This is a genomic window from Sedimentisphaera salicampi, from assembly GCF_002117005.1.
Lineage (GTDB): Bacteria > Planctomycetota > Phycisphaerae > Sedimentisphaerales > Sedimentisphaeraceae > Sedimentisphaera > Sedimentisphaera salicampi.
The window spans coordinates 2,421,308-2,445,816 of record NZ_CP021023.1 but is presented as its reverse complement, the minus strand read 5'-3'; the positions used below and the strand labels follow the sequence as shown (position 1 = coordinate 2,445,816).

The window sequence follows — 24,509 nt, the reverse complement described above, 5'->3', positions numbered from 1 at the left end:
TCCCCGCAGGGTTTGTTTTCAGCCTATCTTTTCTTTGCCTCCCATATACGCTCTCAGGGGCTCTGGGATTGTGATTGTTCCGTCGGAATTCTGATTGAGCTCCATAAGCGGAATAAGCACTCTCGGCGAAGCTATTACGGTGTTGTTGAGCGTATGGCAGAATACGTTCTTCTTGTTTTCGTCTTTGTATCGCAGGTTCATTCTGCGTGCCTGAAATTCGTAGAACCGGCTTGCAGAATGCGTTTCGCCGTAGCTGTTTCTGGAGGGCATCCAGCTTTCAATGTCGTACTTCTCAGCCTGCCCCTTGCCCAGATCGCCCGTACAAACGCTTACTACTCGGTATGGTATGCCCAAGGCCTTCATAACGCCCTCAGAGTTTGCAAGGATCTCATCGTGGAATTTGCGGCTTTCGGCTTCATCATTCTTGCAGATTACAACCTGCTCAACCTTCTCGAACTGATGGATGCGGTAGAGCCCGTGCGTGTCTTTGCCCGCAGCGCCGGCCTCTCGCCGGAAACAGCTGCTCATTGCGCAGTATTTCAGCGGGAGCTCATCCTCTGAGAGGATCTCGCCGGAGCGGTAGGCCGTTAGCGGCACCTCCGCCGTGCCCGCAAGGCTGAGCTCATCGCGCTCGAGCATATATGTCTGCTCCTCTGCGCCGGGGAAATAGCCGGTACCCCGCATTGCCTCCTCACGCATCAGAAGAGGAACGCACATTGGCGTGTAGCCCTGATTGATCATATAATCCAGCGAAAAACGAAGCACAGCCCAGTGTAGAAGGGCGCCATCACCCTTGAGGAAGTAGTTCCGGGTGCCTGCGAGCTTAACGCCTCTCTCGAGGTCTATTATGCCAAGCGCCTTGCCCAGCTCCACGTGGTCTTTGGGCTCGAAATCGAATTCCGGCAAAGCACCTTCAACACGCAATTCCACATTCTCGCTGTCATCCTCGCCTACCGGCACATCTTCATCCGGAGGCTGCGGAACAAGCAGCATAAGCCTATCAAATTCCGGCTGGAGCTCCTTGAGCTTCTCCTGATAACCAGCTTCTGATTCCTTGATCTCCGAGAGCTTGGAGATTGCGTTTTGCTTCTGGTCTTTATCCAGCTTGGGAATCTCTTTGCCGATCCTGTTCTTCTCGGCGGTAAGCTCCTGCATATTCGTTTTGGTTTTGCGGATAAGCTCGTCAAGCTCGATGAGCCTGTCTATATCCACTTCAAACTTCTTATTCGCAGCAGCCTGCTTAAAATGTTCCGGATTTTCTCTAATAAGCTTTATATCAATCATTTACTTCCTCTGAGCTCGTTTATGTAATCTGTTTGGGAGTGAAAATCTTATCAAATAAGCGGGTGATTTCCATAAAAAAATTATTACTTGGAATAAACTATGTAAATGGTTAATGAAGAAAATTTTTAAATTTCAGAAAAAGTGAGTCTCAGGCCGGGGTATTTTGGTTTATGTATGCCTTATAGAGGCGGAGGGCGGCTTCAATTCCTGAGCCGGCAGTGGCAGCAGCGGTGAAAATGATGCCTGCTGCGAGAAGGCAGTCTGAGAGCATTGAGCCTGTAAAAATCGCTGAGTGCAGAAGCACATACGCCCCGAGGATACACTGCGAGAACATCTTAATCTTCCCGAACTTTGAGGCGGAGAAATCAAAGCCCTTCTTCTCGGCAATCTGCCTTACAATCGTAACAGCGGATTCCCTGAGCAGTATTATCAAAGCCAGCGACCATCGAAGGGCGTCTGCGGCGCCTGGGGGAAGATTCTCCATCACTGGAATCTGCTGGAATGCGAAGATTATAAAGCAGCCGGTTATGAAAATCTTATCGGCGAACGGATCCGCCACCCTTCCAAACCTTGATTCCACCTTCCATCTTCTTGCGAGGAAGCCGTCGAGGAAGTCTGTGGCAGAGATAACTGCAAAGAAAACAAATGCCCAGAAATACAAACTGCCCCGAGAGGCGTCTATACCAATCAGCAATGCAAAGAGCAGGATTGTGAGAGCTATTCGGGAAATGGTGAGTATGTTAGGTATGTGCTTTTTCATACAAATTATTATCTCTTATTCTTGCCTGAACCTGTCTGCTGATCTCTTCACTGCCCACACAGCACCTTTCAAGCTGCGTTTTTCTCGAGGCCTTATCGATATATTCATCCGGCGCTGCAAGACAGAACACGTTTTCCGAAGAAACGCCCGCCTTGGAAAGCTCCTCCAGCACAGCCGAGCAGAATCCTGCTGCCGCTCCGTGGTCTTCAAGGCAGAAAAGCATTTTCCCCTCTCTTGCAAGCTCCACGATCTGCGGATCTATGGGCTTGGCGAATCTTGCATTAAGCACATCGCATCGCAGCCCGCTCTGTTCGAGAATCTTCGCAGCTTCCACCACCTCTGTAAGCACTGCCCCATAAGAAACCAATACAACATCAGCATCACCTGCCGATAGTAAAACACTCTTTCCCGTTTCGAAATCTTCGCTCAGGCTTTCGATATCGCTGAGGTTCTCCGGCAGCACATCCCGCGGGTAGCGTATTCCTACAGGGGCCTTCGTTTTCTCAGCATACATAAGAGCGCTTCTCATTTCCTCCCCGCTTGCCGGAGCGCAGAGTATCATATTGGGCAGCATTCTGAGCATACCAATATCGAGCATACCGTGGTGAGTTGGGCCGTCATCACCCACAACCCCAGCCCTGTCGATACAGAATACAACGTGCAGATTCTGCTGGGCGATATCGTGAGCAATCTGATCGAATGCCCTCTGCAGGAATGTTGAATATAGGCACACAAAAGGCGTTAGGCCGGTTTTTGCCATGCCGGCGGCCATATCCACAGCAGCGCTTTCGCATATCCCCACATCGTAGTATTTATCGGGGAAATGATCGCGGAAGATATTGAGCCCCGTACCTTCGGGCATAGCTGCTGTTATAGCGGCAACACCGGAATTCTTATCAGCTGCAATCTCGCAGAGCGCTTCGCCGAGCACCTTTGTGTAGCTCTTCTTTCCAGACTTCTTCGATTCGCCGTTTATATAGAAAGGGCCTGTGGAGTGGTACTTCGAGGGATTATCCCCGGCAGGTTTATAACCTTTGCCCTTGTTTGTGTATATATGCAGAACTGCTGGGTGATCGAGGTCTTTCAGGGCGGTGAAAAGCTCTATGAGCGAGCCGATGTCGTGGCCGTTTACCGGTCCGAAATACGAAAGATTCAGGCTTTCAAAGAGCTGGCCGGCGCTTTGCTGCATCCTGATAGCCTTCTTAAACCTCTGAACTGCCCCTTCCACCTGCTTTCCAATCAGCGGCATATGCTCAATGATAGTCTTGGCAGTTCTGTTGAGCTCTTCGTAAGTGCTGTTGAGGCGTATTTTGGAAAAAATCTTGGCTACAGCTCCTCTTGTAACGTCGATGCTCATATTGTTGTCGTTGAGCACAACGAGCATCTGCCTCGGCAGACCGGGCAGATTGTTGAGAGCCTCGAATGATGCCCCGTTTACAATGCTCCCGTCTCCCACGAAGGAAACCACCTTATCATCCCTGCCCTGATCCATAAGCCCCCAGCCAATGCCGAGACCCGTTGCTATGGAAGTACCAGCGTGTCCGACGCGGAAACGGTCGTAGCTGCTCTCTGAAGGCTCGGGAAAACCGCTCACGCCGCCCTCCTTGCGGAGAAGGCTGAATTTGTCCTTCCTGCCCGTTATTATCTTATGGGCGTAGCACTGATGCCCCACGTCCCAGAGCAGGTAGTCTTTAGAGAAATCAAAAACGTAATGCATAGCGAGCGTGGCTTCTATTGTACCTAAATTGCTTGCAAGATGCCCGCCTGTATCGCTTACTGTGCTGACTATAAAATCCCTGATCTGTTCTGCCAGCTCACCGAGCTGAGGTATTGAAAGCTGCCTGATATCCTCAGGGGAGTTTATTGCATCAAGCAGCGTTTGTTTTTCAGTTTCTCTATCGTTCATTTTTTTCTGTCATAAAGTAATTGAGTAAGGCTTTTGATATTGTCTGCTCTTTGACCGTATATTTCAAGGATTTCTGCAGCTTTGCCGGCAAGAGCCTTCGCCCTTTTTTCAGATTCTTCCTTCCCCGCCGCAGCAGGGTATGTAGCCTTGCCCTGCTGGAGATCTTTTCCAGTGGATTTACCGAGCTCTTCGGGGGTAGAGCTTTCATCAAGCAAATCATCCACCACCTGAAAACAGAGCCCTGCGTAAATTCCCCACTGCATCATATTGTGAATATCCTCAGATTTTCCATCCCCGCATACAGCCCCCATAGCGGCTGAGGCTGCAAACATCATCGCAGTTTTGTGGTTGTGGATATATTCCACTTCTTCAATGCCGGAATGCATATTTTCCGCCTCCATATCTGCAGCCTGTCCGGAAATCATCCCCCCTGCTCCTGAGAAACCGCTCAAGATACCGATCAGTTTAATTGCCTTTTCGCTGTCTTTGATTTCCTTTGCGAGGATCTCGAAGGCAAGGCTCTGAAGGGCATCTCCCGCGAGAACCGCCGAGGCTTCGCCGAATTTTACATGCACAGTGGGCTGGCCTCTGCGGAGCTGGTCATCATCCATACAAGGCAAATCATCATGCACAAGCGAATATGCATGCATCATCTCCACACTGCACGCAGCGGTAATGGCATCCTGATTTATGCTGCCGCTGAAGAGCCTGCAAACCATCTGAATAACCGCTGCCCGAAGCCTCTTGCCCGGAGAGCTTGCGGCATAAACCACAGCCTCCTTGAGCTTGGGATGGATATCATCGCGATTTTCGAGATATTCGCTGATTCTCCGGTTTACTATTTTTGCAGCAGCCTCAAGCTGTTTTGGGAGCTGCTGTTCTGTATTAGCTTTCATTTATCAAACTCTTGTTTTAATGAGAGGTAGAAAATATTTGCCAAAACAGTATATTATATTCCTGCAAGAAGCAATATCACGAAAAATGTTTCTGCTGAGGGCTAAAATAAGAGGACAATATTGAGCGAAAAGAAAGTCATAATCACCGGCGTTACAGCAGGCGGAAAGAGCTCGCTGGCCTACGGTCTTGCGCAGAAAATCGGCGCTGAGATTATAAGCATAGACTCCATGAAGGTTTATAAAAAAATGGATATCGGCACTGCCAAACCGCCGCAGGAAAGAAGAGACGTGGTAAAATACCATCTGACTGATGTTGTGGAGCCGTGGGAGGAGTTTGGCGTGAGCAGCTTTCTTGAGCTGAAAGATAAGGCTCTTGAAGATATTTATTCAAGGAATAACAGGGTTATAGGCGTCGGCGGAACAGCGATGTATCTCAAGAATATGCTCTACGGCCTTTTCGATGGCCCGGGAACATCCAATCAGCTAAGAGACAAGCTCAGAAAGAAGCTCGAAACTGAAGGCAAACAGGCCTTCCACCAGCAGCTAAGCAGGATAGACCCGCAGGCCGCAGACAAAATTCACCCAAACGATACCAAAAGGCTCATCAGGGCAATGGAGGTTTACGAGCTTACAGGCAGGCCGATAAGTTCTTTTCAGGTGCATTTCAATTCCTCGCCCGACCCGAGCTGGATTGTGATAGGTATCCGGCGGGAAAAGGAGCTTGAAAGCCGGCGGATAAATGCAAGGGTGAAGCGAATGATAGAGACGGGGCTCGTTGAAGAGGCCGAGATGCTCTACAGCCTCGACAAACCGCTCAGCAAACAGGCCGCCGCTGCGATCGGCTATGCAGAGCTTTTTGAAGTGTTCAAAGGCAATATGGAGCTTGAAAAGGCTGTGGAGCAGATTAAGATTAACACCCGCAAATTCGCAAAATCCCAGCGGACGTGGTTTAAGAATTTTCATAATATCAAATGGATCAATGCAGGGCAGGACGAATCTGAAGTCTCTATTCTGGACAGGGCAATGAAGATCTTGCAGCAGGAAGGCGGGCTGGATGATGGCTGAAAAACTCCTTCTATTTGGCGGGACATTCGATCCCGTACATAAAGGCCATACAAATATCCTTCAGGCTGCCTACCAGCAAGGCGGATTTGACAGAGCAATTGTTCTGCCCAACGCAATATCGCCGCTCAAAACTGGCTCACCCGAGGCCTCCAATGCCCAGCGTTTTGAGATGCTGGAGCTTGCATTTTCCGGATTAGAATGGTGCAGCATTTCGGATATGGAATTCAATATGCCCCAGCCCAGCTACACCGTCAACACGCTGGAAAAACTCAAGAGCGAGAGCCCATCTGCCCAGCTCTTCTGGCTCTGCGGGGCGGATGTGATAAAAGAATTCCATATGTGGTACAGGGCAGATAAGATTATCGAGCTTGCCTCGCTGGCGGTGGTTAAGAGGGATTCTGCCAGACGGCCTGATTTTGCAGAAATTGAGGCGAAGCTCGGCAAAAAACTGCCGCATATCATCATAGATTCGCCTCTTTACGATATAAGCAGTACAGAAATCCGCCGCAGACTAAGCAGCGGAAATGTAATCTCAGGGCTTGTACCAGAAGCTGTGGAGCAGTATATAAAGGAAAATAATGTTTACTCCGCTAACTCAGCAGGTTGATATAAACTGCTATTAAGGTAAAATTATACGCCGGCAGCGCTTCGGGCAGAGATTGAAACGCTAATAATAAAAGAAAATTTTTGGAGCTTCTTGTATTGATACCAGAAAAAGAAAAGAAAAAAGCTGAGAATTTTGCAGTAGAGATGGCTCGTCTGGTCTCAGACAGGCACTTCTCAGATGTGGTTGTGCTTGATTTATGCGGGCAGAATCCGGCAGTTGAGTATTTGGTAATCGCAACGGGCACAAGCGACCGTCAAACCAGAAGCGTTGCAGAGGAAGTTCTTAAGGAGGCCAAGCAGACCGGCTTTCAGGCCTTTGGAAAAGCCGGCTTCGAACAGGGTAGATGGATACTGCTTGATTTTGTGGACGTGGTAGTACATCTGTTTGAGAGCGAATTCAGAGAATACTACGACCTCGAACTGCTTTGGGGCGATGCGAAACAGATTCAGTGGCAGGAGAGTTAGAGCGGATGAAGCTAACAGCAGACATACTCGAGGAAAGACTCAGCTCTGTATTGAAAGAGATAACCGGCAGCGAATTCCCTGCGATAGTACGTCCTTCAGCAAACCCCAAATTCGGCGATTATCAGTCTAACGGTGTTATGGCTGCGGCCAAAAAAACAAAGCAGAATCCAAGAGGGCTCGCTGAGAAGGCTGCAGATAAGCTTGATGTATCGGATATATGCGACGAGCCGGAAATTGCAGGCCCTGGATTTATAAATTTCCGCATAAAACCTGAATTCCTCAGCAAGGCCCTTTTAGAAACTGCATCTGATCCTGAGAGGCTCGGTATCGAGAAGGTTCAGTCTCCTGAGAAGGTTGTGGTGGATTATTCCGGCCCGAATATCGCAAAAGAGATGCACGTAGGCCATTTGAGGAGCACTATAATCGGAGACTGCATCTGCAGGCTGCTGGAATTTGCCGGGCATAATGCGGTAAGGCAGAACCATATCGGCGACTGGGGCACTCAATTCGGTATGCTCTGCGCACTTCTCGAACGCAAGAAGGAATCCGGCGAAAAGGTATCAATGGCCCTTTCAGACCTCGAATCCTTCTACAGGGAAGCGAAAAAGCTTTACGATGAGGATGAAAAATTTGCCCAGACAGCAAGAGCCGCAATCGCAGGCCTGCACAGAGGCGAGCAGTTCTGGAAGCAGAGCTGGATTGATATAATCGAAGAGAGCAGAAAACATTATTCACTGATCTATCAAAGGCTCAATGCAACTCTTACAAGAGAAGATGAGCGGGGCGAAAGCGCCTATGCCGGCCAGCTGCAGGAGATTGTAGATCACCTCAAAGAGAAAGGCTGCGCAGAGGTGTCTGATGGAGCGGTATGCGTTTTTCCGGAAGGGTTCAAGAACAAAGACGGCTCGCCCCTTCCGTTTATAGTGCAGAAAAGCGACGGGGCATTCCTCTACGCCACTACCGACCTTGCAGCCCTCAAATACCGCATTGATAAGCTGGGGGCAGACGAGATAGTTTACGTTACAGATGCAAGGCAGATCCTGCATTTCAAGATGCTTTTCGCCACAGCAAAACTCGCAGGCATAGCACAGAACCAAAAGCTCAGACACGTAACCTTCGGCACAATGCTCGGTGAAGACGGCAAGCCCTTCAAAACCCGTTCCGGGGATACCGTTAAGCTCAAAGACCTGCTGGAAGAGGCCGTTGAGAGGGCTTATTCTGTGGTTAATCAGAAGAACCCGGGGCTGAGCGAGGATGAGAAGAAATCAATAGCAGAGGCTGTGGGCATAGGTGCGATAAAGTATTCAGACTACTCCAACAACCGCACCACCGACTACATCTTCAGCTTCGATAAGATGCTCTCGATGGACGGGAATACAGCACCATATATGCAGTATGCCTGCGCAAGGGTTAAATCTATAGAGAAGAAGGCCAAAGAAAAGGGAATCGATACTCAGAGCGAAATTGACGGGCTTGATAGGCTCGAAGTGCTGGAAGATGCCGAAAGGGATCTGGCAGTTCATCTGCTCAAATACGGGCTCGCAATAAGAGGCGCACTTGCGGAATACAAGCCGAACTTCATCACCGCTTATCTCTACGAGCTTGCTCAGAAATTCAGCGCCTTCTACACTAACTGCCCTGTGCTCAGCTCAGAGGGAATTACCAGAAGCTCAAGGCTTACCCTCTGCCGGCTCACCCACCAGACCCTCAGGCACGGTTTGGAGGAGATTCTTCGGATAGACGTTCCTGAGCAGATGTAGCGGAAGGCGCCGCTGCGTTTAGCTGCTGGGCAGCTTTTATTTTGCATTTTTCAGGGCTTAGAGCCCTGTTTAAGGCATTTTTGGGATTTTAAAATACATAATGAGAGAGAGAAACCAATGGCGAAAAAGAAAGTTCTTTTTCTGTGTACGGGTAATTCGTGTCGAAGCCAGATGGCAGAGGCGTGGACAAGGGAGCTGAAATCTCAAACTGTTGAGCCCTTCTCCGCAGGCCTGAACCCCAAGGGGATAGACCCCTTTGCTGTTGATGCGATGGAAGAGGCAGGGCTCGATACTCAGATGCTCAGCTCGAAATCACTGGAGGTTTTCCTTGAGGAAACCTTTGATATGATAATAACGCTCTGCGATAATGCAAAAGAGAGCTGCCCAGTTTTTCCGGGGGCGGAAAAGGTGGTTCATAAAAGCTTCCACGACCCGCCCGAGATGGCATCTGCATATCATTATCAAGACCTCAAACTCGACTGCTACAGAAAAGTGCGGGATGAGATCAGGGATTTTATCAAAACGCTAAAAATTTAACTCCTGCGCCAAAATTGTGCAGATTCCCTGCTGTTCCCTGATCTTTGACAGCATCAATCGGCATCCCGTGCAGTTTTCAGCTGATGGGAGAGCTACAAGCTTTTTACTATTAAAAACAGGTAATTACCTCCTATTTACCCCCCCCTATTTCTCATACGTTATTTTCTTCGCCTTAGTATTAATCCGCCAATGCCTAAAAAAGCAGCAGATATAGGTTCGGAAATAGGGGACAGTTACTAATTAATTTTCTATGCCGCCAAATCTCATATCTCGCTTATGTAAAAGATTTTATATTACTTAAATAGGTAACTGTCCCCTATTCCCCCTATCTTTGAATTGGTCTAAGCTGTAATCCTAATATTTCAGAAATCTGTTGTTTCGTTTTGTAAGCTAAATGGTTGTTATAAACATATGATATAACTCTTGCCTTTAATATTTTCAGTGCAACTGGATTGTTATAAAACTTTTCAGCATGATCTTTAATTTCTTTGACAGACACCCCATAGTAGTATGACCTAATACTAAATGTTACTAATTGGGCTGCAGGGGTATTAATATTATTAGCTACTTTTGAATATATTTCTCTGACTTTACAGTCGTCAATACCAGCTGACTCAACCAATTTAGAAAATATACTTAAGCATATTTGAAGATTAATTATTTCAAAAAATCTATAAACTTTTTTTTCAATTACTGAGCGATCTATGGGTTCTGCCATCAAGTATTCTCTGTTTTTAGCCCTTTTTTCTATATCGTCAATGATTGAATTAACAAGATCGTTTAAAATTTCGTCTTTAGCATTATTATAGGTTTCGCCTATCGCCCCAATCATTCTGAATCCTGTAAGATATATCTCGTTAATGTAAGTTACCAAATCATCTTTTTTTAAATAGCCGACACGGTTTTTTATTATTTGAGAAACAATATCTATAGCTTTGAAGGCTGTAATATATGGCCTAACAACGTCATTTTCAGTAAAATCATTATCATTTAATTTTTGGTAATTATTATCGACCTCGCCTAAATCTTCTTTCCTTTTTTTACTAGGTGATATATCAGCTTTTAAAATTTCTTTTTTAATATCTTCCGCTAATCCCGATATCAAAGAGTAATATTTACAATCTTTTTTTAGTGTTATTGGTTCAATACATTCAAAAGGCTCCATTGCTTTTATCACAGACTTTTCAATAAAATCATTGTCTTTTGTATGGTGTGTGACAAAAACAAGAATATTAGCATTTTCTTCAAGGTATAATTTATCAAACAAGCCTTTAATTATTTTTTTGCCCTCTTCTGTATTAATGAGGCCTGCAATGTGTTTTGCAGCTAAAAAATAATAGATGTATTTATAGCCAAATTGATATGTATTATCGTATTTTTTTAGAACATAAGAATCCAGAAGAATTTTTTCTAATGTACAAAAATCATCAATAAAATGGTTTTTCTTGTATTCCTCATAAAAATAACACAAATAAGTATCATCAAAAAATGTTCTATTTGTTTTAAATAAGTCAAATGCTAATTGTTCTATAAAGGATAAATAATAACTTAATTGATTTTCTTCTAACTTGGCTTTTGATTTAAATGCAAAGTAGAGCAACGACTCATAGCAATAACCATATGATGTTTCATTTAAACTAAATGTAGCTTCATCTAAAGTTCTTAATAAAGATAAGATAAACACAGGATATGAAGGTAATATTTTATCCCCTAACAGGCTCCTGACCTGATTAAAGGAACTTTTTATTTTTGATAATTTTGCCTGCTCTCCTAATGTAGAAAAATCACTTTTGCATTCAAAATAATTGGTTATTAATTCATCAGTTTTTATATATCCAAGGGGTTTTATTGTCAGTTTGTCATAGTCATTGAACACAGATTGAACTTCTGCTGATAATTCAACAGACGAATCTGTAACAATAATAATTTTAGCATATTTATTAGAAATCTCTTCGATAAATTGTTTTAATCTTTCGCCATTTAGTTTATTTCTATAAAAATCATCTATCAATATTACTTTCTTATTATTTTCTATCTGTAAATACCTATCAAGCTGAGAATTATTATCATATATTTCATGAAAATGTTTTCGTATTAATTCATCTATACTCGTAATGTTTATATCTTCACCGTTTAATAAAAACGGATAATGTCCCAATTTATAGAACTCCTTGAAAAGTATTGATAATAAAGACGTCTTTCCTATTTGACTATCTCCATCTAAAATTACTTTGCTAAATTTTGTATTTTCTAACAGTTGCCTGGAATCAATGTAACTATCCAACTCATTGAAATCTTCCTTTCTTTCTTCAAGATCTGGATATACATATACTTGCGATAATGAAATTTGCCTTTTTTCAATATGTAAAGGAATTTCAATGTCATCAAGTTTGTCCAAAAAATGCTTTTTTATATTAAGCTTTCGATTTGATGTTTTTTGTATCGAAATTTCTCTTTCATGATTATCATTGATGTATAAATCATCGTTCCAAAAATATTTTTTTAATAATATTTTATCCTCTTTAGGTTTAATTTTGAATATTTGGAATCCCGAATGAGAATCACTGTTTTTATTGAAGATTTCACCTGAAAACTCCAAGACATTAATATTTGTATCCAAATCTGTTCTGGATATTGATTTATTCTCATGTTCATGCCCAATTAGCTTAAGGTTTGAAATTCTATCTAGATAAGCTTGGAACTCATTTCTATTATTTGTTGTTTTATTCGGAGAAAACCAGTTTAAAGGGTGGTGAAATACCGAAATTGAAATATCAGTACTATCCCCCAAATTTTCAATTATTTTTGTAGGAAAGAATAAACTTCCAACTTTCTCATTTTTGCTAGACATCCATGAAGTATTAAAGCATATAAAGGATATATTAATTCCGTTAAAACTATCAACGATTTTATATGCAAGATAATTATCTGGCTTCTCATTAAATTCAGAATAAAAATCCCAGAAATCTTTTTGTACTTCTGTTGCCTGTTTTATTACCGAGTCATCATTACCAATAGTATCGTAATCAATATTACTTATAATGTTTTTTCTGATCTGGTTATTAAGGTCAAAATTACAATCATGATTTCCAGGGACCATTATTAGATTGTCGATATTGCATTTTTCTGAAATATTTTGAAATATTTCTTTTGCTTTAGCATATTCTTCTGCTTTACCTTGATTGACAAGATCTCCACTAATAACCAGATATCTTTTTCCAGCAGTTGATAGTTCGTTATTTGTAACTGAACATAACGATTTGATTTTATTTGCAATATCTGTTTTACTTTCCAAGTGAAGATCTGTTAAGTGTATCAACCCTATTTCCACAATACCTCCATTACTGTTCAATTATCATTTTATGTATAACGTCAAGATCACCGGCGGCGATTAGCCGTCCGGTGAATCGTCTTTTTAGTTGCTTACTTGTCCGTATCTGCACTATGTACAACCCACGAAACGGGTTCTTCAAAAGGTGATAGGCCAAGTTCTTCTCTTATCACGTTTCTTATGCTTTTAATCAGTTCTAATGCGTCTGCACTTTTTTTTTCTTTTATTGCTTGGCAATACTCAATTGCCATTTTCTGTTCTCGACACGTTCCGTAACACTGACTGTTGTGAATAGCCATCGACAACTGTACGTTGATTTCCTCATTCTGGCCTTCTATCATCGCCCGGCCAAACCAATCATACGCCTCCATGAGCTTTTCTAGGCGTATTTCGCGCTTCTTGTTCTCACGTTCACGTATAGAACTGAGCAAATGCCCCAAGATCCAACCAAGGACTGCAATAACAACTGGAATGACCAATTTCAGCACTTCCATCATTTTTCAATACCCCCGAACAATAAATAGACTCATCCGCATAAGATCCGCATAATATGCGGAGTTCTTTGTTTCTGCCATATAAGACGCCTTTGATTGCGCCGCTCCGAATGCGTCAATTTCTTGTTTTTCAATGTCTTACCGCCTATCATCTCAGTTAAACGAAGATAATCACGCCTCTCTTAAAATATTCCCACCATCATAACACATATTTCCTGCACAGGCTCTTTCTGTTCTTGGTATAATAATCGCAATTTAACGCCAAAAACAGCAATTGCAAGAAAAAAAGTAATTTTTTTTATTTTGCAGCCTATTAGAACAATTTTGGTGCTTAAAAATAGGGGGCAAATTAGTCCCCCATGCCGGCCAATTCCCTATCTCATTATTATATAGAGCTTTTTACTGTTAAAAATAGGCAGCCGCCTCCCATTTCCTTACGTGAGACCAGCAAGAAAATGTTCTTGATTGCTTGTCAATACCGAAAGACCGAGACAATTTTGAAACAAGATGAGCAGGAATATGTTGGCATATTTGCTTGAGAATTGTATATTGTTGTTTGGCGGGTGTCATGAGTTGCTCCTGTTTTTGTCGAAATTAGTGCAGCTCATACACCGCTAACTTTAAAGAAACATCTTATATTTTGTTCTTCTATGGGATGTTTGTAAAATTTAATATGCAAGTTTAGTTTTTTTGAAGGAATCACATGGGCATTATCAATAAAACTCTCATCCTTATAACAATCCTTTTTTTAATGACGCCGGTTTACTCAAAACCTGACCGCAAATTAAAATATCAGCCGGTTATTGAAGGCGTTCAGGTTTTAAATGACAACGTCTGCCTTGAAACTGTTATCTACAAAAAGATCGGCTCACTCGAACTTGCCGCAGACATCTATTGGCCGAAAGGCAAAAGACAAATTAAACGACCCGTCATAATCTGGGTTCACGGCGGCGGATGGGTTGCAGGCTCACGCACAGGTGAAAAACAAAAAGCTCTTGAACTTGCCAAAAAGGGTATCTCATTAGTCAGTATCGACTACAGGCTCTACGACTGGAAAAATGATCGCCACGCCAAAAAGATCGAAACAGGCCAGTTTGATAGGGCAGCCTCCGATATCGCCGACGCTCTTAGATGGGTAAAGCATAATGCCCAAACCTATGGTTTCGATAAAAACAGAATCGCAATGGCAGGGGCTTCGGCCGGCGCGCAGCTTTCCTCCACATTTGCCCAGAAAAATCCCGACATCAAAGTTTACGTAGGACTTTGCGGCCTCTATGATCTGGTTGACGTAGGCCAGGGCAGATTCGGCAAAACATGTGAAAATTACGGCATAGAAACCCTCGAAGACAAAAAAAACGCCTCCGCAATTTATAACATCCCCCAAAAACCTCCCCGCGTTCTGCTTATGCATGGAACCGCTGACACTACCATAGATTATCTGCAGGCCGTCAGGTTTGCAAAAGCCTTAAAGCAAAAGGGCTCCCATGTACAGATCGAACTTTTCGAAGGGCTGGGACACGGCTTCTTTTATCAGAGCCGGAAAACTGAAAAAAATGCAATGCCGATAATGCTCGACTTTATCACCAAAGCTTTTGACCAGATCAAAAGGGACAAAAATGAATAGACGAAAATTTATCTGGAAATGGCGGACAGACGCAGGGGAAATATATATAATCCACAGATTACACGGATTGCACAGGGATTTTTGAATATGAGAGGCAGCCGCTAATCAGCGCTAATTTTTCACTAATGATTTTGCAACGAGCAACCCGCCGCAGGCGGACTTGCAGCTCTGCCACTCTGCCACTCTGCCACTTGCCACGAGCCAAAAATCTATCCGCTTGCTTTCCGCCTCCGGCGGAAAGGCTCTTCGCCTTCGGCGGACTCAACGCACGGCTCTGATTGTCTTTAGTATTACGCAGCGACTTGACGATACGAAATATTTAAACTGAGCCACTCATGAATCCGCCTTCGGCGGACAGGCTCAGTAAATAAATAGCAGTAAATTCTGCAAAGCATTGCAGCATGATGATTTACATTTTGCCCAAAAAAATTGTTGCATACAAATGCGCGAAAAGCCAAAATTTTTCTTGAAAAGCGTTTTTAAATTTGGTAGAATAAAAAATAAGATAAATTGTATATTTTAGTAATTAATTAAAGTCGAAAGGTAAGTTATGAGGTGTTTTACTATTTCAGTGTTTTTGGCAGCTTTACTGCTTTCGGTAAATGCGTATTCTTTTGAAATTATAGACTTTGAGCCGCCGCATTATACGGCATCTCAAGGCTTGCCGGCGCCTTGGACTGCTGGAACGGAAAATGCTGGGATCACAGATGTTGGTCCTGTCTTCGGCACTCAGTCACTTTATTCGGGCGGCGGCGGTTCGACAACTTCGGGAACGATATGCACATATCCATTTGACTTACCCGAAGGCGATGAGTTTACTTTTACTTTAACATTAAGAGTGCCTTCATACAGTCCGAGTAATTATGGACATGGCTATGTCGGTTTGGGCAGGGCAAGATTTACAGGAGCTAATGCCATTGGTTCCAGGCTTGGAAACATATATTTTGATTTGCAAAAGCCATACGGCTCATCGGTTAGTCCTTCTCATTACAAGATAGTTTACGTAAATTACGATTCTTACCCCTTCACTACAATCGGCAATTTTGTAAGTGGCGGCACATATACCCTCACCTACAATATCAATTGGCAGCAAAAAACTTCGTCGCTAAATATTCAAGGTACAGGCGGAGTTGATATTACCGTAGATGCTCAAAACGGGTTAAGCGGAATTAATAGAGACGACTTTGAGGGTGTTGGGCTGTCTGGGCACAGCATCCCTTCTTCTGTAGGAAATTACAGTGTGCTTTATGATGATATTATAATCGGCGAAGAGCCAGAAGAGCTGGTCGGAGATTTCAATTCCGATGGAGTTGTTGATTATGAAGATTTTGCTGTTTTCGCTGATTGCTGGCTAAGCGAGCTTGGCGGTTCAAATTGGACTGCAGCCTGCAATCTTGATATTGAAGGCGATAGCGGAGAAAAAATAGACATCGCAGATTTGCTCATTTTCAGCGAAAACTGGCTTGGAGAATAGGAAACGAAATAGGGGGACACAGTTACAAATTAATTCCCCAAGCCACCAAATCTCATATCTCGCTTAAGTAAAAGATTTTATATTACTTAAATAGTTAACTGTCCCCAATTTCAACTATCGCTGCGGCAGTAGTGAAAGATACAAGTCTTGTATTTCCCCGCTGCTCAAGGCATCATCATACACTCTTAACTCGTCAATTATGCCTTCGAAAGGCAAATGCCCGCTGCGATTAACGCCAAGCTGGAGCCTGTCTATCTGCGTATCGCCGGCGCTGACGCTTCGAACGAAACTGCCGTTATAGTAGAGATCGGCAGAGCCGCTGCTGAACGAAACCGCAATATACGTCCAGTCATCTTTCACCGTGCCGATTATCCCGTCTGCAGAGCCGTGATACCTGTAGCTGCCCGGATTCCCGCCGTCAACATCAATCTGGAAGGTATTTGCGTTATTATTGCTGCTTGTGTTGAATAAGCCGCTGTAATTGGCCTGCCCTAAATGCGATGTCTTCACCCAAAAGCTTACCGTATATTCCGGCCACTCGCTGCCGGCTAAATCTAATGTAACTTTATCATCAACTCCGTCGAAATAAAGGCCATCGCCGGAAATCCCCCGCACAGAGCTATCCTGAAAGTTTGTACCTGAAAGAGTTCCAATTCTTGAATTCCCGCTTGAATCGCCTGCCTCCTGGCCTGCTGCCTGCTCAAACTCCCACCAGCAAAACAGGTTATTATAAAATCCCGGCCATTGCCCCGAAAATGCGGATAAATCAATCATATCTACAAATCCATCACCAGATGGAGCTGGGGCGATGTCTGCGAACACATTATCCGGCGAAGAGAGCCATTCGTCGCCGAGGAGCATAAAGTCTTCGATATCCACCTCTAAATCAGCATTTATATCCGACTTGCTCATAACTGCTGTTATCTTGGTAAGCGAGAGACCGGGGACGTTAAAGCTGATCTGATTATCCTGATTCAAAGAAGGGGACATTCTTACCGACCTGTGCCAGCCGTTATCGCCCTCTGCAATAGAGGTTCCGGAAACAAACTCCGGGCTGATATCCCCAAGGTTTATCGTAAAATCCCTGCTCTCGCTGGTATCTTTGCTGAGGACAAGAATTACTATTTTCGGATTCTTGGCTGTCTCGCTTCTCTTTGCATGTGCCCCCAACACAATAGCATTCTGAGCATCTGAGCTGAAAGAAAGCACCTCCTGCCCCTGAATCTCCTTGAACATCTGCATCGCAGTGAAGCTCGGCCTGTGTTTGTATGGTTCGAATTCGACGAGATTTCTGCCGGTCCCGGGCCAGTAAATAGGCCATACGCATGCCATATCCACATTTTTCTCAATGAACATCATCATAATCTCAGACATAACCATAGCCTGATCGAAGAAATTCCCGTTCTCGCTGCTGGTTCCCGCTGAGCCGCCGAAATTCCACTCCATAAATCCAAGCTGGATGTGCTCATTACCGGTATCTTTGCAGAACTGATGGAAGCTGTCTATCTCTGATTTGTACCCGTCAACCGTAAAATCATTGAGCCAATCATTTCGCGAATATTCGCCCCAAACGCCTGTATTGTAGTACAGGTGTTTGTCTATCACATCGAAATACTGCCCGTAATCTCGGACAAGATCTTTGACTGTCCAATGCGTGAGGCCGTGTATATAGTTGCATATAAGCTTTATGTTCGGGTATTCGTTTTTAATACCAATCGAAAACTGCTTCACAAGCTCGGGATATGCCCCTGCATCTATATGATTGGGAAGTCCTCCCTGATGGCCGACCTCATTATCAAGATAGAGGTAAGTTACATCGAAATCATTCTGCTCGCAGTAATCAAGCATTGCCACAGCCTCATCTATCGAATCCTGAACGCGGCCGAATTTGTATCCCGCAAGCACGTTTACCCCGAGAATCGGCTCAATATCGAGAGTTTTGCATTGCTGGATATACTCATCCAGATCCATAAAGCCTGAATACTGCTGCTCTCTTACCGCCCTTGAGTCGAATGTTTTTGACGGATCCCATAAATCCACCCATCCGCCGGCGAAGGGGTCGTCCCAGTGCCAGAAGGATACAATATGCCCGCCCGGATAGCGAAGCGAGGTAACGCCGAGCTCCTGCATCGTTTGAGGCAGATACTCCGCCTGCCACCGCTCGTCCGGCATGAAGCCGTCCTCCGGCTGGTCGGGAACGCAGTAAAGAGTATTGTAGCCGAAGAGAAGCTCGCTAACTGTTTTGTCCGGAGCAGACAGATAATCGATATTCACATCTGCGAAAACGGCTGCTGCACAAAAAGAAGCTGCTGTAATTAAAATCGCTTTTGTTAATGTATTTTTCATAATTGTCCTCATAGGATTAGATATCATTTTAAAAATAATATGTTCTTATGTATATGTCATTTAATTTAATTTTTTTCCTCAAAAAACGTGTACCTGAATTCTTTTGCAAAATAAGAAAAAAACACTCTTTTACTGCTGCCGGCGGGGAGGTATGAAAAACGGGCATCAAAAAAGCGCGGCAAAATATGCGCCGCGCTCCTGACTTCGGCGGTAAATTTTCATAAGTGCTTGTCAATAAAGGACTCGATTTTTTGCGCAGGCACTACAACCCTGTTTTTTTTGAGTTTTTTTCAGGGTTTGCGTTACATTTTATAGGGTGTGGTATTGGTGCTCAGATTAACTGTTTTGTAGAGTTTCCTTGCGTCCTCGTTAATCTTTGATGGCAGCACATATTTGCATTCGCTTTTCTTATCCCAGAGGATGCTAAGCTGCACGTGGTTTAGCGCATTTACCATCCTCGCCACAGACATCGCCTCGAATCTTAGCCTAACCCTGTATGCCAGATTCCTCGCGCAGGTTAGAGCGATAAAGCATATCAGTATATGGGCTTTGATTCGTTTCGGCGTCCAGTGATATATCGGCCGTATCTTCAGGTCGTGCTTGCTGATCCTGAAGCACTCCTCAATTAGCCAGAGCTGCTTGTAATGCTCTACTACTGCCGAATCATCCATATCCTTAACATTCGTTATAACGCCGTGAAGGCCATCAAATTTCGCTGCCTGAGCATATTTCTCTTCATTTATCTCGCAGTTTACATCGCCGGTAACTCGCATAAATTTCTTGTAGCCGTAGTTGCTTATAAGGGATTTGGGGTTACTGCTCTTTTCAAGCTTCTCACGAAGTTTTCTTATAGCTTCGTCCCTGTCGTGTTTATTCTTTTTGGCGAGCTTGTCGCTGTAGGTAACAATTAGCCTTCTGTTCTTGCCGTAATCAAAGCTTCTCAGCGGAGCAGCGGATTCTGTAATCTTTGATTTCCATTGGTCAGTGAGGCTTTTAAGCCTCGCTGCTACGATATACTCAACTTCCTGCTCTTGAAGGTAGTCAAGATTAGGCTTGCTAAGCATCGCGCTGTCTGCGGTGAAGATAACGCGTTTGAGGTTGTATTTCTCTTTGATCTTAGGGATAACAGTATGCAGAGTATGCCCTTCATACTGATTGCCGGGGAACACCTCATAACCAACTGGAAGCCCCTCTGAGGTTGAGAGAAGGCCAAGCACAACCTGCGGCTGATTGAACTTCATATCCTTGCTGTAGCCGTTCTTTTTGAGCTCATCTTCAGTAAATGATTCAAAATACAGGGTGGTGCAGTCGTAAAACAGAAGGCTAATCTCATCTCCAAGAAGACCTTTAGCAGCCTTGTGAGCGTGGTTTTGAGCCTTGTTGATAATATCGTCTGTTATTCCGTCCATCATCCTGTAAACACTGTCAAGAGAGAGGCTGATGCCGAAGTCTTTGGAGAGATCCTGAACACTGTTGCGCTTGCTGACCGGATTTGCAAGCCTTGCCATGGTAATGTGGCGAAGGTTTCTGCGAGCAGCCTCTTTGCGTTTATCAAAAAGATTGTTAAATCCGAGCTCGTCATAGATGCTTCCGAACACCTCATGGATGCCGGTGGTGATGCGTGCCTGCTCCTTAATATCCTTCAGATTTACGTTTATAGGCTCATCATCGATCTTTTTGCGGGCTTCTATAGCAGCCTCTGCAAGCTGCTCAGGCTTGAAAAGTGCCGGCGTTATCTCCGCCTCAAGTTTAGCCTTCTCGAATTCGGCGAGATCTTTGAGACGGGTAACATCCTCTTCTGTGAAGGCAGTGCCCATATGACGTACTATACGCTGGCGAGGCTGATTCTTCTCGTTGCGATAGCTCGCAACAATCTGAACAGATCTCTTTGGGCTGTTTTTTGATTTTTTTACTCGTATAAACATAAACACAGATTATACGAAATAAAAATATTATGTCAATATAAAAATAAAATTAGGCACTACAAGGAAGCCAGCCCAAAACACCACCCGTAACAGCCTCAAAACGCACTTTTCGATGAGTTTTCCGCAATACAACCGCCGAAGTCAGGAAAAACGGGCATCAAAAAAGCGCGGCAAAATATGCGCCGCGCTTACAGTTAATCGTATTATGTCCTTAGAATTTGAGCAATCAGTCTTCAGCGATAATATCTATCTCGCTGAAGAATGTTCCATGATTGCGGTAATCGGTAAGCCACATCAAGTATCTGCAATCCATACCTTCGGGAAAATCAATTGAGCTGACGTGGATATCTCCCTCGCCGAGCTCGGATGTATCAACATCAGCAATAAGCTTCCAGCCCTGCGGGTTTTCTTTGCTGAGATCTTCTTTCGGAGAAGCCGCCTGCGAGCCTGCCCAGAGGCTGAACCTCTGCGGAGACCTGTCTGAGTGGTGGCGAGAGAAGGTATTAACCTTCTGCACCTCAGTATTCTGCTTCAAATCTGCGATGAATCTGCCCCTGCCCCCGTCGAAGAAAACGTTCTTTGAAGGCTGGTCTATTTCCTCTGGAACTTCAGAATCGTTGAGCATATCCATAGTTCCCTCTGTAAGGTCCAGCGGGCGAACATCAAAGCGGAATTCATTCACAAATGAAAACTCAACCTCACTGCCTGAGGAGCTGTCTGCAAAATCCGAACCGCTTGGCTGAACTTGCAGCTCATCGAAAGACTCGCCTTTCTCAAACCACACATCACCCAAAGGCTCTTTACCTTCGACTGGGTCCTTGAAGTCGCCGGTGAGGCGCGGGTTGTCATTTCGTATTTCGATTTCTTCCCTGCCCTCGAAATTATCGTAAAGACAGGCAGCGGGTTTAATCGGCTGGGGCTCTTTGCTAAGGCTAACTGCGAATACCTTAATCCCCGGAGAATCTGGAAGCGTAATCTCGCTGCACCCTCGGGGAAGATCGAAGCCGTATCTGAATAGGTAGCTGAAATCGTAGGCCTCGTTTTCGCCGGCAGAATCGTGGCGGTGCGTACAGAACCATGCGAGGGTATCTCTCTTTATATACCCCTTCTCTATCCCTGATACCACGTTCGGAATTTCCGGATGCCATACTCTGTTGTCCCATTGGCCGATAAAGCCAGTCCATTTCTGAACAGAGAAAGGCCTGCTTTCACCGGCAATCTTTATACTGCTTGAGGTGTCTTCTTCAGCGGCAGCCAGCAGGTAAACCCTGTTGTAATCACCTTCCGGAAGACTGATTGTCTGGCCTGCACATTCCATCGCAGCCCCGTTTGCCGGAAGTTCAAACTCCACCGAACCGCTCACGAGTTTCTCCGGCAGCATTTCCGCCGGTATTGCCTTGTTATCCGGCGCAAAACCTTGTGTTACGGCCTCGCCGTCTTCTGTTGCGCATTTTGTATTGAAGGCAAGCTCAACTTTCTTGGAGGATCTGTGGATTTTCTCTTCCATAGCGTTTGCAAATTTAACAGCAAAGCTGCGGATACCGTTTCTTTTTAGATTGAAGTGAAGTTTGCCGTCTCTGATCTTCGCATCACCTATAATGTTTTCCTGCCCATCAACCTCGCGTGCATCAGAGATATCCAATGCTGAATCGAATACTGCTTCGCCGGTATCCTTCCCGAAAAGCTCTTGGAAGCGGAGGATTGTCCAGCCGCCCTTTTCAGCCTTTTTCATTGCCCTGAGGGCAACCTGACTGGTGTTTATATTCAGCATTGAAAATTCTTTACCGATGGAGCCGCTGTGTTGGCCGGCAGTGAATGCTCTGATCGGCTGGTTGAGCCGTCTTGCCTTCTGCTGGGTGAGCCCGTTTTGCCATGAACCTTCATGGCCGTAAAGGGCATACACGAAATTATGCCTTCCCCAGTCCTGCGTGAACTGATCAGGATAGCGATCTACATCGCCTCCAGGGGTGTAGAGAAGCGTCAAACGAAGCGTATCCTCTGAGGGTTTGTCCGAGCCGAATTTGCAGTCTTCAAGCACTGAAACACCATATTCGCCTGAAACATCGGTAAGGTCGAACCATTGATGCGAGAGCATCTCGAAAATATTCGGATTGTTTGTGGGTCTTTGTATTGTCCCTGCGCCTTCTGTATATGTGGCAACCTGATTATTAACCGTAAGCGGGAAGCTGGCCTTGAGCACCTTTGCAGATTCCTGCCAGTCTATATCGTTGTGCACTTCAATCCGCCTCCCTGCACTGCCGGCAGAAAGTCTTATCGTCTGAGTAAAGAAAGAGTTCCTTGCCTTGCGTTTTACCCGTATCGCAGCAAAGGCAGGTCCTTCCTGAACGACCTCTATTTCAGCAGGCCCGTCAACGTACCCAAGCGGCGGGATAGCCCTGTCTTCCCAGTCCATATTCCAAGCAGGCCATACTTCCGTAGAACCCTCGAGGAATTCGAGCCTTGCAGGAGATTTAAGCATATTCCTATCAGCGAGCTTATCGTAGATCTGGGCGATATCGCCCGCCTCGTTTATTGTTACAGTGTAGAATGTGTTCTCAATCTTTTGCCCTTCAGCCTTAACACCTGTATTGAGATTGCAGGGCTGGGATGAAGGCTGCACATCATACACCTCAAAGCTTGCAGGCTTCATCTTTGCGCAGAAGGCAATTTTCAGGCCGGAATCTGTTCTTTCCAATATCTGAGATGGGGCTTCTGTGCCGATGGAAGAATAAACCCTTATATGCTCCGGCGTTTCGCCTGCATATTCAATTTCCGCTGTTACCAAATCCTCGCGTTCAAATTCAAGCGGATTATAAAGCACTAGCGGCTTTCCTGCCGCTCTTGTATCAAGCATTGAAGCCACAGACTGAACCGAATCTGTGAGAACGTCAGCAAGGTAGTTCGCTGCGATTATCTCATCGTTCCAAGAATATTCGTAGGCCTTGGGAATAGATGTTCCCGGGAGGATATCGTGCATCTGGCTTGCAAGCACTCGTTCCCAGCCGGCCTGAATCTTATCTAACGGGTATTTATCGCCGAAAAGCATTGCTGCGCTTGCAGCCCTCTCTGCAGCGTCTGCGAGCTGCTCATTCTTCCTGTTCATCCGCTTTACGTAGCACTGAGAGGTGAGAGTGCCGAAGGAATGGCTGGTGAGCATCATCTCTCCCTTGTATTTCGGAAGCCTTTCCTTCTGGGCGGGAGTTATATCGTGATAGATCTGCTCAGAGGAGCTGAGAACCACATCAACATCTGAATCCTCATTGTTCAGGCTTGATACTGCTTTCTTAACGTCTTGCTCTCTGGGAGCACCGCCCGTATCACCTACACCGTAGTAGCGGTAGTCGGCATAAACTCCGGTAAGCCTGCCTGTATTGTTAATGCGGTTTACCCATTCCTGATCTGTATCCATTCTTCTATCCACACTCGAAACATACGCTCCGGGATTAAGTGCAGCTATAACGGAATTTCCGTCCGGCCCTTCCCATACTCCCACGGGGAACGGGATGCCAATAGCTGAGCCCCATGTAAGCTTCTGTGTTGAAAAGCCTTTCAGGCCGGCGTGGGCGAATACCGAAGGCAGAGAGTGCGGGAATCCGAAGCAGTCCGGCAGGAGGAAGTCCTCGCTCTTTTTGCCGAATTCATTCTGGAAATACTCGTTGCCGTAGAGTATTTGGCGAATTATTGATTCCGGCGATGGTACGAGCACATCGCATTCGTCCACCGATGAGCCAACCACATGCCAGCGTCCCTTGTCGATATATTCCTTGAGCTTTTCAAATTTATCCGGGTAATACTCTTCCATCATTTTGTAGCGTACTGAGCCGGTGAAGTTGAAAACGTATTCAGGATATTTCTCAAAAAGCTCGAAGTTGTCTTCGAGAGTTGCCTTAATGAATTCGTTTATAGTTTGTTTGTAGTGCCAGCGCCATTGCGTGTCAAGGTGCGCATAGCCTACAGCATAAAGTGTTTTATCTTCGCTTAAATCTCTCGACTGTGCCAAACAGAATTCTCCCGTAAAAACCAGAAATGACAAAAA

Annotated in this window: 17 protein-coding genes; 7 read left to right on the top strand and 10 right to left on the bottom strand. The window is 44.9% G+C overall.

Going from position 1 to position 24,509, the window contains the following annotated elements; translation table 11 throughout:
- Positions 1 to 18: 18 nt before the first annotated feature.
- From serS to STSP1_RS09240, 4 genes are all read right to left on the bottom strand, one after another.
- On the bottom strand, positions 19 to 1,284 hold the full coding sequence (serS, locus tag STSP1_RS09255; protein ID WP_085756068.1) for a serine--tRNA ligase: 1,266 nt from the start codon (positions 1,282 to 1,284) through the stop codon (positions 19 to 21).
- Between the two features lie 148 nt (positions 1,285 to 1,432).
- Positions 1,433 to 2,044 carry a CDP-alcohol phosphatidyltransferase family protein gene (locus STSP1_RS09250; protein ID WP_085756067.1) on the bottom strand — a complete coding sequence of 204 codons (612 nt, stop codon included), beginning with the start codon at positions 2,042 to 2,044 and terminating at the stop codon, positions 1,433 to 1,435.
- Positions 2,025 to 3,950, bottom strand: coding sequence for a 1-deoxy-D-xylulose-5-phosphate synthase (gene dxs / locus STSP1_RS09245; protein WP_085756066.1), 1,926 nt, complete (start codon positions 3,948 to 3,950; stop codon positions 2,025 to 2,027). Before dxs ends, STSP1_RS09250 begins: the two co-directional genes overlap by 20 nt.
- Entirely contained in the window at positions 3,947 to 4,846 is a 900-nt protein-coding gene (locus tag STSP1_RS09240) for a polyprenyl synthetase family protein (RefSeq protein ID WP_085756065.1), read from the bottom strand. The genes dxs and STSP1_RS09240 overlap by 4 nt, the downstream gene beginning before the upstream one ends.
- Positions 4,847 to 4,966: 120 nt before the next feature.
- Between STSP1_RS09240 and miaA the strand changes: the two genes are divergently transcribed.
- The 5 genes from miaA to STSP1_RS09215 all read left to right on the top strand — a co-directional run bounded on the left by miaA (position 4,967) and on the right by STSP1_RS09215 (position 9,279).
- Complete coding sequence (gene miaA / locus STSP1_RS09235) at positions 4,967 to 5,911, top strand: tRNA (adenosine(37)-N6)-dimethylallyltransferase MiaA (protein WP_161491695.1); 945 nt, start codon at positions 4,967 to 4,969, stop codon at positions 5,909 to 5,911.
- Positions 5,901 to 6,518 (top strand): nicotinate (nicotinamide) nucleotide adenylyltransferase, encoded by a 618-nt coding sequence (gene nadD / locus STSP1_RS09230; RefSeq protein ID WP_085756063.1) that lies wholly within the window; start codon positions 5,901 to 5,903, stop codon positions 6,516 to 6,518. The genes miaA and nadD overlap by 11 nt, the downstream gene beginning before the upstream one ends.
- 80 nt (positions 6,519 to 6,598) lie before the next feature.
- Complete coding sequence (rsfS, locus tag STSP1_RS09225) at positions 6,599 to 6,982, top strand: ribosome silencing factor (protein WP_085756062.1); 384 nt, start codon at positions 6,599 to 6,601, stop codon at positions 6,980 to 6,982.
- A gap of 5 nt (positions 6,983 to 6,987) precedes the next feature.
- Positions 6,988 to 8,742 (top strand): arginine--tRNA ligase, encoded by a 1,755-nt coding sequence (gene argS, locus STSP1_RS09220; protein ID WP_085756061.1) that lies wholly within the window; start codon positions 6,988 to 6,990, stop codon positions 8,740 to 8,742.
- A 117-nt stretch (positions 8,743 to 8,859) separates the two neighbouring features.
- Positions 8,860 to 9,279 carry an arsenate reductase ArsC gene (locus tag STSP1_RS09215; protein WP_085756060.1) on the top strand — a complete coding sequence of 140 codons (420 nt, stop codon included), beginning with the start codon at positions 8,860 to 8,862 and terminating at the stop codon, positions 9,277 to 9,279.
- Positions 9,280 to 9,604: 325 nt separating this feature from the next.
- On the opposite strand, the gene STSP1_RS09210 is transcribed toward STSP1_RS09215, so the two are convergent.
- From STSP1_RS09210 to STSP1_RS12855, 3 genes are all read right to left on the bottom strand, one after another.
- Positions 9,605 to 12,610 carry a metallophosphoesterase gene (locus STSP1_RS09210; protein ID WP_161491694.1) on the bottom strand — a complete coding sequence of 1,002 codons (3,006 nt, stop codon included), beginning with the start codon at positions 12,608 to 12,610 and terminating at the stop codon, positions 9,605 to 9,607.
- Between the two features lie 92 nt (positions 12,611 to 12,702).
- Complete coding sequence (locus tag STSP1_RS09205) at positions 12,703 to 13,107, bottom strand: hypothetical protein (protein WP_085756058.1); 405 nt, start codon at positions 13,105 to 13,107, stop codon at positions 12,703 to 12,705.
- A gap of 402 nt (positions 13,108 to 13,509) precedes the next feature.
- The gene (locus tag STSP1_RS12855; protein WP_085756057.1) at positions 13,510 to 13,674 is read right to left on the bottom strand and encodes a DUF4372 domain-containing protein; all 165 of its coding nucleotides are present in this window, start codon (positions 13,672 to 13,674) and stop codon (positions 13,510 to 13,512) included.
- Positions 13,675 to 13,807: 133 nt separating this feature from the next.
- Here STSP1_RS12855 and STSP1_RS09195 point away from each other — a divergent pair, with 133 nt between their 5' ends.
- Positions 13,808 to 14,728, top strand: a complete 921-nt coding sequence (locus STSP1_RS09195) for an alpha/beta hydrolase (protein WP_085756056.1) — start codon at positions 13,808 to 13,810, stop codon at positions 14,726 to 14,728.
- 550 nt (positions 14,729 to 15,278) lie between these two features.
- Positions 15,279 to 16,202, top strand: a complete 924-nt coding sequence (locus tag STSP1_RS09190; RefSeq protein ID WP_085756055.1) for a hypothetical protein — start codon at positions 15,279 to 15,281, stop codon at positions 16,200 to 16,202.
- A gap of 114 nt (positions 16,203 to 16,316) precedes the next feature.
- Here the strand turns inward: STSP1_RS09190 and STSP1_RS09185 are convergent, their stop codons facing one another.
- The 3 genes from STSP1_RS09185 to STSP1_RS09175 all read right to left on the bottom strand — a co-directional run bounded on the left by STSP1_RS09185 (position 16,317) and on the right by STSP1_RS09175 (position 24,473).
- A complete protein-coding gene (locus STSP1_RS09185; protein WP_161491693.1) occupies positions 16,317 to 18,548 on the bottom strand; it encodes a LamG-like jellyroll fold domain-containing protein in 2,232 nt (743 codons plus the stop codon).
- Between the two features lie 302 nt (positions 18,549 to 18,850).
- On the bottom strand, positions 18,851 to 20,473 hold the full coding sequence (locus STSP1_RS09180) for an IS1634 family transposase (protein ID WP_085756053.1): 1,623 nt from the start codon (positions 20,471 to 20,473) through the stop codon (positions 18,851 to 18,853).
- A gap of 226 nt (positions 20,474 to 20,699) precedes the next feature.
- On the bottom strand, positions 20,700 to 24,473 hold the full coding sequence (locus STSP1_RS09175) for an alpha-mannosidase (RefSeq protein WP_161491692.1): 3,774 nt from the start codon (positions 24,471 to 24,473) through the stop codon (positions 20,700 to 20,702).
- Between the last annotated feature and the right edge of the window lie 36 nt (positions 24,474 to 24,509).

Bases quoted from the DNA above. Each gene is read 5' to 3' on its own strand.
- STSP1_RS09240 (WP_085756065.1), bottom strand. From the start codon at position 4,846: ATGAAAGCTAATACAGAACAGCAGCTCCCAAAACAGCTTGAGGCTGCT.
- STSP1_RS12855 (WP_085756057.1), bottom strand. From the start codon at position 13,674: ATGACACCCGCCAAACAACAATATACAATTCTCAAGCAAATATGCCAA.
- STSP1_RS09195 (WP_085756056.1), top strand. From the start codon at position 13,808: ATGGGCATTATCAATAAAACTCTCATCCTTATAACAATCCTTTTTTTA.
- STSP1_RS09180 (WP_085756053.1), bottom strand. From the start codon at position 20,473: ATGTTTATACGAGTAAAAAAATCAAAAAACAGCCCAAAGAGATCTGTT.
- STSP1_RS09250 (WP_085756067.1), bottom strand. From the start codon at position 2,044: ATGAAAAAGCACATACCTAACATACTCACCATTTCCCGAATAGCTCTC.
- STSP1_RS09215 (WP_085756060.1), top strand. From the start codon at position 8,860: ATGGCGAAAAAGAAAGTTCTTTTTCTGTGTACGGGTAATTCGTGTCGA.
- nadD (WP_085756063.1), top strand. From the start codon at position 5,901: ATGATGGCTGAAAAACTCCTTCTATTTGGCGGGACATTCGATCCCGTA.
- STSP1_RS09185 (WP_161491693.1), bottom strand. From the start codon at position 18,548: ATGAAAAATACATTAACAAAAGCGATTTTAATTACAGCAGCTTCTTTT.
- STSP1_RS09190 (WP_085756055.1), top strand. From the start codon at position 15,279: ATGAGGTGTTTTACTATTTCAGTGTTTTTGGCAGCTTTACTGCTTTCG.
- argS (WP_085756061.1), top strand. From the start codon at position 6,988: ATGAAGCTAACAGCAGACATACTCGAGGAAAGACTCAGCTCTGTATTG.
- STSP1_RS09205 (WP_085756058.1), bottom strand. From the start codon at position 13,107: ATGATGGAAGTGCTGAAATTGGTCATTCCAGTTGTTATTGCAGTCCTT.
- dxs (WP_085756066.1), bottom strand. From the start codon at position 3,950: ATGAACGATAGAGAAACTGAAAAACAAACGCTGCTTGATGCAATAAAC.
- serS (WP_085756068.1), bottom strand. From the start codon at position 1,284: ATGATTGATATAAAGCTTATTAGAGAAAATCCGGAACATTTTAAGCAG.